13 protein-coding genes (1 of these 13 cut by a window edge) are annotated in these 10,810 nt (G+C 62.1%); 5 read left to right on the top strand and 8 right to left on the bottom strand.

Going from position 1 to position 10,810, the window contains the following annotated elements; translation table 11 throughout:
• The 4 genes from ACSYTG_RS01875 to ACSYTG_RS01860 all read right to left on the bottom strand — a co-directional run.
• Positions 1 to 179, bottom strand: partial view of an NAD-dependent epimerase/dehydratase family protein gene (locus ACSYTG_RS01875; protein ID WP_489783699.1) — the 5' end (the start) only. Its footprint begins 808 nt before the window's first position; the window shows 179 of its 987 coding nt (coding positions 1-179); the start codon lies at positions 177 to 179; the stop codon falls past the left edge of the window.
• Between the two features lie 84 nt (positions 180 to 263).
• Positions 264 to 785: a DUF192 domain-containing protein gene (locus ACSYTG_RS01870; RefSeq protein ID WP_086647365.1), complete on the bottom strand. Its 522-nt coding sequence runs from the start codon at positions 783 to 785 to the stop codon at positions 264 to 266.
• A gap of 49 nt (positions 786 to 834) precedes the next feature.
• Positions 835 to 1,512 (bottom strand): MBL fold metallo-hydrolase, encoded by a 678-nt coding sequence (locus tag ACSYTG_RS01865; RefSeq protein WP_489783697.1) that lies wholly within the window; start codon positions 1,510 to 1,512, stop codon positions 835 to 837.
• A gap of 100 nt (positions 1,513 to 1,612) precedes the next feature.
• Positions 1,613 to 2,026 carry a host attachment protein gene (locus ACSYTG_RS01860; protein ID WP_194301403.1) on the bottom strand — a complete coding sequence of 138 codons (414 nt, stop codon included), beginning with the start codon at positions 2,024 to 2,026 and terminating at the stop codon, positions 1,613 to 1,615.
• Positions 2,027 to 2,150: 124 nt separating this feature from the next.
• Between ACSYTG_RS01860 and ACSYTG_RS01855 the strand changes: the two genes are divergently transcribed.
• The 4 genes from ACSYTG_RS01855 (at position 2,151) to ACSYTG_RS01840 (ending at position 5,321) form a co-directional block, all read left to right on the top strand.
• Positions 2,151 to 3,260 (top strand): XdhC family protein, encoded by a 1,110-nt coding sequence (locus tag ACSYTG_RS01855; RefSeq protein WP_489783695.1) that lies wholly within the window; start codon positions 2,151 to 2,153, stop codon positions 3,258 to 3,260.
• Entirely contained in the window at positions 3,245 to 3,919 is a 675-nt protein-coding gene (locus tag ACSYTG_RS01850) for a nucleotidyltransferase family protein (RefSeq protein ID WP_233129213.1), read from the top strand. The genes ACSYTG_RS01855 and ACSYTG_RS01850 overlap by 16 nt, the downstream gene beginning before the upstream one ends.
• A gap of 96 nt (positions 3,920 to 4,015) precedes the next feature.
• The gene (locus ACSYTG_RS01845; protein WP_086647359.1) at positions 4,016 to 4,366 is read left to right on the top strand and encodes a RidA family protein; all 351 of its coding nucleotides are present in this window, start codon (positions 4,016 to 4,018) and stop codon (positions 4,364 to 4,366) included.
• A gap of 313 nt (positions 4,367 to 4,679) precedes the next feature.
• Positions 4,680 to 5,321 carry a CHAP domain-containing protein gene (locus ACSYTG_RS01840; protein ID WP_095350116.1) on the top strand — a complete coding sequence of 214 codons (642 nt, stop codon included), beginning with the start codon at positions 4,680 to 4,682 and terminating at the stop codon, positions 5,319 to 5,321.
• Positions 5,322 to 5,407: 86 nt separating this feature from the next.
• Here the strand turns inward: ACSYTG_RS01840 and ACSYTG_RS01835 are convergent, their stop codons facing one another.
• On the bottom strand, positions 5,408 to 6,073 hold the full coding sequence (locus ACSYTG_RS01835) for a TetR/AcrR family transcriptional regulator (RefSeq protein WP_086647357.1): 666 nt from the start codon (positions 6,071 to 6,073) through the stop codon (positions 5,408 to 5,410).
• A 131-nt stretch (positions 6,074 to 6,204) separates the two neighbouring features.
• On the bottom strand, positions 6,205 to 6,747 hold the full coding sequence (locus ACSYTG_RS01830; protein ID WP_491706437.1) for a hypothetical protein: 543 nt from the start codon (positions 6,745 to 6,747) through the stop codon (positions 6,205 to 6,207).
• Here ACSYTG_RS01830 and ACSYTG_RS01825 point away from each other — a divergent pair.
• Positions 6,738 to 6,962, top strand: coding sequence for a hypothetical protein (locus ACSYTG_RS01825; RefSeq protein WP_489783690.1), 225 nt, complete (start codon positions 6,738 to 6,740; stop codon positions 6,960 to 6,962). The two genes, ACSYTG_RS01830 and ACSYTG_RS01825, sit on opposite strands and share 10 nt — an antisense overlap.
• Positions 6,963 to 7,415: 453 nt before the next feature.
• Here ACSYTG_RS01825 and gcvP read toward each other — a convergent pair whose 3' ends face one another.
• Both gcvP and gcvH read right to left on the bottom strand, forming a co-directional pair.
• Positions 7,416 to 10,301, bottom strand: a complete 2,886-nt coding sequence (gene gcvP / locus ACSYTG_RS01820; protein ID WP_489783688.1) for an aminomethyl-transferring glycine dehydrogenase — start codon at positions 10,299 to 10,301, stop codon at positions 7,416 to 7,418.
• Between the two features lie 127 nt (positions 10,302 to 10,428).
• Positions 10,429 to 10,794, bottom strand: coding sequence for a glycine cleavage system protein GcvH (gcvH, locus tag ACSYTG_RS01815; protein ID WP_086647277.1), 366 nt, complete (start codon positions 10,792 to 10,794; stop codon positions 10,429 to 10,431).
• Positions 10,795 to 10,810: the final 16 nt, after the last annotated feature.

Genomic DNA, 10,810 nt, shown 5'->3' with positions numbered 1-10,810 from the left:
AGCCCATGCAGGGTAAAGCCGGGATACTGCTCCAGCAGGAGCAGGCGGCTTTTTTTCAGGTTCGGGTCGGGGCAGGGTGTCAGGTTATCAACCCCGATCACCCGATCGCCGCGTTCGAGCAGTGCCCGTGCAACATGAAAACCAATAAACCCGGCTGCACCGGTTACCAGAAAGGTCAAAGTCCCGCCTCGTGAGCTAAGCGCACCCAAGCTCCGCCAGCCCGGTGCCATGTCAGGCGCTTCTAGCGGAGCAGGGGCGGCGCGTCAGGGCGTTTTTGTGGTTGGCTGGGCTGCCTGTGGCACGGAGGCAACCGGGGCTGCCGGCGCCAGAGAGGCCGCCTCCACCTTGTCCCCCACCATAATGCCCAGTCTGGCGGTTACGCCACCGGCCAGTTCCAGCGTGGCCAGTGCGGGGCCGTGGCTGCTGATATGGGCCAGACTTTGCGGCACTGCGTTTTCCACAATCGCCTGCACGCGCTGGTCGGGGCCAATAAAAACAATATCCAGCGGGACAAGGGTGTTTTCCATCCACATATCACTCTGCTGGGGCGCACCCCACGGGAACAGCATGCCCCCATCGGCTGGCACCTGCGTGCGGAACATCTCGCCCACCTGCTGCTGGCGCGGGGTTTTTGCCAGCTCCACGGAGAAAACATGCCTGCCCGAAGCAGAGACAATGCTCAGCGGCTCCTTGGGCAGAACCGGCTGGGCCTGCGTAGGCTCTCCATCATCCGCCAGAGCGGGCAGGCCCCATGTTGCACCCGCACTCCCCACCAGCGCGGCCATAAGCAGCCCGAACAGTTGTTTGTTCTTCACGTCCTGTTTTCTCCTGCACTCAATGCGCGTCTTGCAAAAACGGGTTACCCGTCCGCTCCGCGCCCAGTGTGGACAATCCACCATGACCGGGGACTATCACAATATCATCCCCAAGCGGCAGCAGCTTTTGGCGTATGCCCTCTATAAGCTGTGCGCCGTTACCATAGGCAAAATCCGTCCGGCCGACGGAACCACGGAACAGCACATCCCCCACAAAGGCAAAGCGGGCGCGCTCGTCCACCAGCACAACATGCCCCGGCGTATGGCCCGGCACATGCACCACGCGCAACTGGCAGCCCAGATAGTCCAGCACCTCGCCATCACGCGCAAAGCGATCGACCGAGGCATTCTCCAGCCCGGTAAGGCCAAAATGGCGGGCCTGATCGGTTATGGAGGAGAGCAGAAACGCATCCCGCTCATCCGGCCCGATCACGGCCGGGCGGGGCTTGCCCTGTGCTTCCAGCCCACGACACAGGGCCATAACACCCCCGGCGTGGTCCAGATGGCCGTGGGTCAGCACAATGGCCTCCACGTTCAGGGACTTGCGGTTTGCAAAGTCGAGCAGCACATCCGCATCCCCCCCCACATCGACCATGATGCACCCGCCCGTGCCCTCGTGCCACAGGATGGAGCAGTTCTGCCGGAACGGGGTAACCGGAACGATGCGTAGCTGCATGCCGGGGTAGGAAACCTGCATATGCGACCTCTCTTTTGCGCCGTGTTCTGGCCAGTATGCCAAAAAAAAGCTGCCAGACGGAACCATCTGGCAGCTTTCTGTCTGCGGCTTAAGGCTTTTTTTAGCCCGGCAGCACCCAGCCTGTGGCCGGGATGTCAAAATGCTTGTGCAGGTCATGGGCCGGAATGTTGGTCAGGTCCTTGATCAGCGTCTTGATCACCTTGGCTTCGGCAGGTTTGCTCAGATGGGCGCGGATGTCGTGCATAATGGGTGCAGGAGCCGCAATAACAAAGCCCGCCACGTTGGCACCGTGGGCAACCATGGCGTTAATGCGGTCGGCCACGTTACGGGCAAACCCTTCCTTGGCCGCTGTGCGGGGGTCGGTTTCGGGCGGGAGCTTGCCGGGGGTGTCTTCATGGCCATCGGCCTTAAGGTCCGTTACGTCGCGCATTTCGCCCTGCGCATCGTGCAAAAAGCGCACTTTGCCGCCATCAGCAGCAACGTAAACAATCAGGCCGTCTCTTTCTTCAGTCATGGAAAATATGTCCTTGTTCCAAAATCGTACAGCCCGTTCCCATTGTTGCTGTGCAGCCACGCCGCTTCTGGCCTGTTCTGCTGCCAATGGGCAGTCTGTGTGCACAGTGATATAGGCAACGATCATGACAGTTCCAGCCCCCCCTCCCCAACTCCTGACCCCACTGGACCATGCACTGGCCTGGGCGCGGGCGGGTGAGCCTGTGGCCCTTGCCACCGTAACCGGCACGTGGGGCAGCTCCCCCCGCCCGGCGGGGAGCTGCATGGCCATTAATGCGCGCGGTGCGGTGGAAGGTTCGGTCAGCGGTGGGTGCGTGGAAACCGATGTGATGACCCACGCGCAGGACATTATGGCCGGAAGCCCCGCACAAACGCTGGAATATGGCGTAAGCAGCGCCCGTGCGTGGGAGGTCGGGCTGGCCTGTGGCGGGCGGCTGGACGTGCAGGTGGAAGCCATAAATTCCCCCGCCTGCCCCACCGGAACCTTCCCCCTTGCACTGCTCGAACAGGTCTGTGCGTGCATGGCAAACCGGCAGGCGGCGGCCTTGGTGCGCCTGCACAATGGCGCACAGCACGCACTTGTTGTGCAAACAGAGCAAGGCAGCACTGTGCAATTTGGCACCTGCCCGCCCGAAATCTGCAACGCAGCCCATGCCCGCCTGCAACACGGCCGGAGCGGGGCGGAGGCAGATGCCACCGGGCAGGAATGGTTTGTGCAGCCTCTGGTACCCGCCCCGCGCCTGCTTATTGTGGGGGCGGTACATATTGCCCAGTCTCTGGCGCGCATGGCCAGCATGGTCGGGCTGGCCCCCATTGTCATTGACCCGCGCTCCGCACTGGCCACGGTCCAGCGTTTTCCCGGCCTTGTTCCGGGGCAGACCCTGCTGACCGAATGGCCGGACGAAGCCATGCAGGCACTGAGCATAGACCCCATGACCGCCATTGCCACCCTGACGCACGACGCCAAGCTGGATGACCCCACGCTGGAGGAGGCCCTGCGCAGCTCCGCATTCTATATTGGGGCACTGGGCTCGCGCAAAACGCAGGCCAGCCGCATGGAGCGCCTGCGCACGCTGGGCTTTGCCGAGGCAGAACTCGCCCGCATCCGTGGCCCCATAGGGCTGGCCATAGGCGCTGTAGGCGCGGAGGAAATAGCCCTGTCCATTCTGGCCGATATTGTAGCCGTGCGCAGGCAGGCCCCACTGGCACAGGCGCGCGGGTGGCAATACCCCTGATGCCCCCCGCGCAGGACGGCACGCGGGCAGGAACACTCGCCGGAACTCTGGCCATTGTGCTGGCTGCGGGCCAGTCCTCCCGCACAGGGGCACAGCACAAGCTGCTGGCCCCCGACGCCACGGGCTGCCCCATGCTGGTACGCACCCTGCGCAACACCCTGCGCAGTGCCGCCGCCCATGTGCTGGTACTGCTCCCCCCCAACCGGGCCGAACTGGCCGAACTGACCCACGCCCTGCCCGAATACGGCACACGCCTGAGCACACATTGCGTGATGGATGCGGCTGATGGACTTTCTGCCTCGCTCCGGGCGGGTGTGCGCGCGGCACAGGCCATGCCAGCCACCAGCCTGCTGGTCTGCCTGGGCGATATGCCCCTTGTACCCACCCACCTGCTGAACGCCCTGCTCTATGAGCAGCACACCACGCAGGCCCCGGTTGTGGCCGCGCAAAGGCACAACAAGCCCGGCAACCCGGTTGTGTGGTCCAGCACCGAATTTGCCGCACTGCTCGGGGTTACGGGGGATCAGGGCGGGCGGGCCATCCTGCGCGCACTTGGGCCTGCCGTGCGCCTGCTGCCCGCCCCGGCAACCCTGCTGGAAGACTTTGATACCCCCGACAGACTGGACCAGTTTGCCCGTATGGTGCCGCCCCCCGGTTGACCGCAGCCCCGATCGCTCCGAAAACTGTGGAACCGCATGTGCGTTAGAGGCGCATGCGCCTGTTATTCCGATAATCCACTAAGGAAGCGTTTTTTCATGAGCAAAATCCTGCGCACCAACCCCAACCCGATTCTGTCCGCAGCAGTGGAATACCACGGCTTTGTGTACACTCAGGGTGTTGTAGCCCGCGATCTGGACCAGGACGTGGAAGGCCAGACCCGCGACGTACTGGCACAGCTGGACGCCCTGCTTGAACAGCACGGGACCGACAACACCCGCCTGCTGCAGGCCCAGATCTGGCTGAAGGACATTAACGACCGCGACAAGCTGAACGCCCTGTGGAGCGCCTGGCTGCCTGAAGGTATGGCCCCGGCCCGCGCCTGCGTGCAGGGTATTCTGGCCGACCCGCGCATGCTGGTTGAAATCATGCTGGTCACCACCAAATAAGCCTGCCTGACCTGCCGGGCTGGCCTTTTGCGGGGCGTGGTTTTTTAGCCACAGATGCACCGAATCAGAATCAGCCCGGTTTTTATCCCCTGTTCGCCAAATCCGCCCTGCCATGCCGAATTAAGGCAATCTCGTGACAGATGATAGGAATTAATTCCTATTTTTCATTTCCAACCCGGCTCTTTTTGGCAAACAGTCACTTTCGCGTTTTTGCCGCGCAAACAACGCTTGCCTGATCTGCATTGATGTTTATACCTGACCACAGAACATGCAGCTGACCTAAACTAAAGCAAGCCAGGGAAAGGCAGACACGATGCAGGATGGACGGTCTAAAAAGCTAAAACTTACGCTGGCCGTTGTGTCCTTTGTTACTGCTTCCTTCCTCACCTGTTCTGCTCAGGCGCGCACGGCTCACCGCAATGTGCACACGGCTTCCAGCCACCACCACCGCAGCTCCGGCCATGTGATCCAGTGCGTGGCTTACGCCAAGTCCGCATCCGATGTGGTCCTGCACGGCAATGCGCGTGACTGGTGGCACAATGCCGCCGGTGTGTATGACCGGGGGCTGGAGCCCAAGGCAGGCAGTGTTCTCAACTTCCGCGCCACACGCCGCATGCCGCTTGGCCACGTTGCCGTTGTGCGCAACATTGTGGACAGCCGCACCATTGTTATTGACCAGTCCCACTGGGCGCAGGCCGGTATCAGCCGCAACGTGTCTGTTATAGACGTGTCCCCCAACAATGACTGGTCTGCCGTGCGCGTTGCCCTGAACAACCGCAACAGCTACGGCTCCATCTACCCCACTTACGGGTTTATCTACCCCCATTCGGCCAGCAAAAATGCAACGCCTGACAGCCTGAAGCAGGAAGTTATGACCGCATGGGCCAACAAGATGCCAGCAACCCAGCTGGCGCAGGCACCCGCAGGCGCACAGCCTGTAGCAACGCTCCCGTAAGCGGTTCCTCCACCGCTTATGCGCTCATACCCCGCTCAGCCAGCCTGAACGGGGTATTTTTTTGCCCGGCTTTGAACGCCAGCGCCCTATTTTGGCGGACCAGAGGCAATGCGGACACGCACCGCACTTTCCAGCACATTCCAGCTTGCCTCAAAAAAGTGGCGTTTGGCGGCATCGGTTGCAAACGGCTTGCGCCCGCTTAGCATCTGGTGCAGCGGCCAGCCTGTTACCAGACCGCGCAGGCTCATTTCCAGCACCGCAACTTCGGCCCGGTTTTCCGGCGTATCTGGCCAGCCCAGCACCTTGGCCAGCAACATTTTCATCCGCTCGTGCAATGGTTCTATGGCCCGGTCCAGATCTTCGGTAATGCTGGCAAACTGCTGGCAGTCCATAATAAGGATCCGGTAGGTTTCCACCGTTTCGGGCACCAGCAGAAAATCCAGAAAACGGCGCAGCATATCCTTTATGGCATCCATCGGGTTGGCCATGCTCCCCGGCTCAACCTGCAAAATGCCAACAAGCTCCCGGCAGCGTTCGTGCACCACGGCCCTGAACAGCTCTTTTTTGGAAGGGTAGCGCCGGTAAATGGTCGCCTTGGAGCAGCCAATAACCTTGGCAATATGCTCAACAGAGGTTCCGGCGTACCCTGCGCGCATGAACGCTGTGGTGGCTGTGGCAATAACCGTACGGTCCAGCTCTTCCGCCGCCTCGTGCGATGGGCGGCCGCCCGTATGTGTTACTCCGTCTGCCATAAACCCGGTTAACCCATCTGCTGTTTACCAAAAAACGTCTGCCCCACATTACTCCCTCTGCCCATGGCAGGAAAGCCAGCGTCAGCCCCATAAGGTGGAACACTTAGCAGATTATGGCCCTGCGGGCTGGATCAGTCGGGAATAAGCTCCATATCCAGCCGGGCAATCTGCCAGGACATAAGAACACCCCGCGCCTGCTCGGCCAGATGCACATCCACGCCGTGGGCATTTTCCATAAACAGGACCCCACGCCCCTGCCCTACAACCGCACTGCCCCCGGTTGTCCAGTACGTGCCGCTAAAATCCTCGGGGCGGGTAATGTTGCTTACACAGCCTGCGGCGGCAAAAAAGGCATGCCCTACAGCCAGCACCCCGCCACCACGCGCCACAATCTGGTAGGTATGCCCGCCGAGTTCGAGCGTGCCACGCCCCCACTGGTAGCCAACCACAGCACCAAGCTCTTCCACCCGCACACTCAGCCGACCATCATTAGGCGCACAGACCAGCGGCTGCGCTACAGGCTGTGGCTGTGGCTGTGGCTGTGGCTGTGGCTGTGGCTGTGATTGCTGGGCCAGAGCAGGGTGCGCCACAAGCCAGAATGTAGCTGCCAGCCCTCCGGCAATAGTCCTGCCACCCTTATGTGAGCGCACTGCCAGCGGGGTATGTGCCAGCACGTGCACCCGCCCCGCCAGACCAGACCTGCCGCGCAGAAAATTGCAAAACGAGGCAAAGCCCCGGCGCCACAAAGGCATCCCACGCACTGGCACTGGCACTGGCACTGGCACTGGCACTGGCACTGGCACTGACGTGGAACAACTGGATAACTCAGCCAAGACTGGCACGGATTCTTGCATCCTCTGGCATGGGGGCAACCGCCTGCCGCAGGTAAAGACAGGCTAAACCGACATTTTAAGAAACGGGACAGTTTCGTTTCTATTCTGCGCTCCAACCTGTGTCAAACACAAACCCCGGGCCTGAAAAACCACGCCTCTGACTGGCCAGAACCTCCGCCACATGCCCACACAAGGGGAGCAAGGCCCAACTACCTAACCTGCGGTGCAGGCCCGTAAGGTAAGGCGAGCGCAACGCCAGGAACACACTGCCGCACACACCACTACGCCATTGGCATTGCGGCCCGCCCGTCCCTGAAATCGCAAATGGCCAGAACACCCCGCGCCCTACAAACACAAAGGGCGGCCCGGAGTAAACCCCCCGAACCGCCCTGTTGTGAGCCGATGGTGCTAGCCGATGGTGCTAGCCGATGGTGCTAGCCGATGGTGCTAGCCGATGGTGCTAGCCGATGGTGCTAGCCGATGGTGCTAGCCGATGGTGCGGGCTGTGATTATTCCATCCATTCCGCAATATCGGGGCAGGAGCACACAAGATTGCGGTCCCCGTATACGTTGTCGATCCGGGCAACGTTGGGCCAGTATTTGGTAGCCGGGTTTACACCGGGGGGGAAGCACGCCTGCTGGCGGCTGTAAGGGTGTTCCCATACCTCTGCCGTAACCGCAGCACCCGTATGTGGTGCGTGGCGCAGCACGGACTGCTCGGCTGTCACCGTACCCTGCTCCACCGCGCGCACTTCTTCACGAATAGCCAGCATGGCGTCGCAAAAGCGGTCCAGCTCGGCCTTGCCTTCGGATTCAGTCGGTTCGATCATGAACGTGCCCGCAACGGGAAAACTGACCGTAGGGGCATGGAACCCGTAGTCCACCAGCCGCTTGGCCATGTCATCCACCGTCACGCCCACGTTGTCCTTGATCGGGCGCAGGTCCAGAATGCACTCATGCGCAACCCGCCCCTTGGCGCCACGGTACAGCACCGGATACGCATCGGACAGGCGGCTGACAATGTAGTTGGCATTCAGGATAGCCACCTGCGTTGCGCGCTTCAGCCCTTCATCCCCCATCAGACGGATATACGCCCATGAGATGGGCAGGATGGAGGCCGAGCCAAACTGGGCAGCGCTCACGGCTACATCCACCGCCGCATCCGCCGGATTACCCGGCAGGAACGGAGCCAGATGGGCACGCACACCAATGGGCCCCATGCCCGGACCACCCCCGCCATGGGGGATGCAGAAGGTCTTGTGCAGGTTGAAGTGGCTGACATCCCCACCATAATCCGCCGGGCGGGCAAGGCCGACCTGCGCGTTCATGTTTGCGCCATCCACATAAACCTGCCCACCGGCTGCGTGCACCATATCGCAGATGGCGCGCATGTTTTCTTCAAACACGCCGTGGGTGGAGGGGTAGGTGATCATCACAGCAGACAGGTCCGCCGCGTGGGCTGCAACCTTGGCCTGCATGTCTTCCAGGTCAATGTTGCCTTCACCATCGCATTTGACCACCACCACGCTCATGCCCGCCATCTGGGCGGAAGCGGGGTTGGTGCCATGGGCAGAGGCCGGGATAAGGCACACATTGCGTTCCCCCTGCCCGCGCGCACGGTGGTAGGCCCGAATGGCCAGCAGGCCCGCGTACTCACCCTGCGCGCCCGAATTGGGCTGGAAGGACACCGCATCATACCCGCTGATCGCGCACAGCCAGCGCTCAAGGTCGGCCAGAAGGCTCTGGTAACCCTGCGCCTGATCAGCCGGGGCGTAGGGGTGCAGGTCACAAAAACCGGGCCACGTAATGGGCAGCATTTCCACCGTGGCATTCAGCTTCATGGTGCACGAGCCAAGGGGGATCATGGTCCGGTCCAGCGCCAGATCCTTGTCGGACAGGCGGCGCAGGTAGCGCAGCATATCCGTCTCGGACCGGCAGGAACCAAACACCGCCTGCCGCATGAAGGCAGACTGGCGGACCAGCGCTTCCGGCACGGTCGAGGCGGCCTGCTCCAGCTTGAGCGCCATATGCCCCATACGGTCGCGGTCGGTGCAGAACACGGACCAGACATCCAGCACGGTTTTGATTGTGCTGGTTTCGTCCAGACTGATGCCAATGCGCCCAGCCCCTGCATTGCGCAGGTTCATGCCCATTTCGCACGCACGGGCCAGCAGGGCGGCGGCATTGTCGCCCGCATCTATGGTAATCGTGTCAAAGAACGCGGTGGTCTGCACGGTTACGCCAAGTGCGCGCAGGCCCGCAGCCAGTGTGCACGTAAGCCCGTGCACACGCCGGGCAATGGCCTTAAGCCCTTCCGGCCCATGATAGACCGCATACATGCCCGCAATAACGGCCAGCAGCACCTGTGCGGTGCAGATGTTGGATGTCGCTTTTTCGCGCCGGATGTGCTGCTCGCGCGTTTGCAGCGCAAGGCGGTAGGCCGGGCGGCCCTCGCTATCGACCGAAACCCCGACAAGGCGGCCGGGCATGCTCCGCTTATACGCATCGCGCACGGCCATATAGGCGGCGTGCGGGCCACCAAAACCCATGGGCACGCCAAAGCGCTGGGTGGAACCAATGGCAATATCCGCCCCCAGCTCTCCGGGGGAGGCCAGCATGGTCAGGGCCAGCGGGTCGGCGGCCATAATGGCAATGCCACCAGCCGCATGCAGCGCCTGCACACAGGCGCGCGGGTCGGTCAGCTGCCCCGAGGAGCCGGGGTACTGGAACACCGCGCCAAACACGTCTGCCGCGTTCAGGTCCGTTGCCGGGTTGCCCACCTGTATGCAAAAGCCCATGGGCTCGGCACGGGTTTTGAGCACGGCAATGGTCTGGGGGTGGCAGTCCGCATCCACAAAGAACGTGTTGGAGGCGGATTTAGCAACCCGCTTGGCCAGCGCCATGGCTTCCGCCGCTGCCGTGGCCTCATCCAGCAGGGAGGCATTGGCAATGTCCAGCCCGGTCAGTTCGGTGACCATGGTCTGGAAGTTCAGCAGTGCTTCCAGCCGCCCCTGGCTGATTTCTGGCTGGTAAGGCGTATAGGCCGTGTACCATGCCGGGTTTTCCAGAATATTGCGCCCGATCACGGCAGGCAGCACCGTGCCGTAATAGCCCTGCCCGATCAGGCTGGTGAGCACACGGTTCTGCCCGGCCAGCGTGCGCAGGTGTGCCAGCACGTCTGTTTCGGTCCAGCCTTCCCCCAGCCCCAGCGGCTGCCCGACCCGAATGGCGGCGGGCAGGGTCTGGGCTGTCAGCTCATCAAGGGAGCTGGCACCCACCGTGCGCAGCATGGCGGCCTGCTCATCTGGCGTGGGGCCAATATGGCGGGCGGCAAAGGCTGCGCCATCGGCCCGAAGCCCTGCAAAAGCGGGCAGGTTTTCAACTTGGGAGAACATGCGAGGAACGATCCTGATACACGCGGGTAAACGCAAAACAACAAGGAAAACCCCACCCCGTATGCGCGCACCGGTCTGGCAGGCATACGGGCGCGCCGCTCAGGCGGGCGGGGTGGAGCGGGGCTGCTCAGCCAATAAAGGCGGCGTAGGCCTCGGCATTCATCAGGCCGTCAAGCTGTGCGGGGTTGCTCAGGCGGAACTTGACAATCCAGCCCGCACCCTGCGGGTCGGAGCTGACGGTGGAGGGGTCATCGGCCAGAGCGGCGTTGCCTTCCACAATCTCACCATCCACGGGGGCGTAAATGTCGGATGCAGCCTTGACCGATTCCACAACGGCTACGGCTTCACCCGCCTTGACCTGCGTGCCAGCGGGCCGTGTTTCCACAAACACCAGTTCACCCAGCTCATCGGCTGCATGCTGGGTAATACCCACCACGGCCGTATCACCATCCACGCGCAGCCATTCGTGTTCGCTCGTAAAATACAGGGTCATTGCCTTAATACTCCGT

Source organism: Acetobacter sp. ESL1128, assembly GCF_058505085.1.
This window is presented reverse-complemented; position numbering and strand designations above follow the sequence as displayed.

What these genes read in the sequence shown, in the direction of transcription:
- ACSYTG_RS01870 (WP_086647365.1), bottom strand. Translation starts at nt 785, where the DNA reads ATGGCCGCGCTGGTGGGGAGTGCGGGTGCAACATGGGGCCTGCCCGCT.
- ACSYTG_RS01865 (WP_489783697.1), bottom strand. Translation starts at nt 1,512, where the DNA reads ATGCAGGTTTCCTACCCCGGCATGCAGCTACGCATCGTTCCGGTTACC.
- ACSYTG_RS01860 (WP_194301403.1), bottom strand. Translation starts at nt 2,026, where the DNA reads ATGACTGAAGAAAGAGACGGCCTGATTGTTTACGTTGCTGCTGATGGC.
- ACSYTG_RS01855 (WP_489783695.1), top strand. Translation starts at nt 2,151, where the DNA reads ATGACAGTTCCAGCCCCCCCTCCCCAACTCCTGACCCCACTGGACCAT.
- ACSYTG_RS01845 (WP_086647359.1), top strand. Translation starts at nt 4,016, where the DNA reads ATGAGCAAAATCCTGCGCACCAACCCCAACCCGATTCTGTCCGCAGCA.
- ACSYTG_RS01840 (WP_095350116.1), top strand. Translation starts at nt 4,680, where the DNA reads ATGCAGGATGGACGGTCTAAAAAGCTAAAACTTACGCTGGCCGTTGTG.
- ACSYTG_RS01835 (WP_086647357.1), bottom strand. Translation starts at nt 6,073, where the DNA reads ATGGCAGACGGAGTAACACATACGGGCGGCCGCCCATCGCACGAGGCG.
- gcvP (WP_489783688.1), bottom strand. Translation starts at nt 10,301, where the DNA reads ATGTTCTCCCAAGTTGAAAACCTGCCCGCTTTTGCAGGGCTTCGGGCC.
- gcvH (WP_086647277.1), bottom strand. Translation starts at nt 10,794, where the DNA reads ATGACCCTGTATTTTACGAGCGAACACGAATGGCTGCGCGTGGATGGT.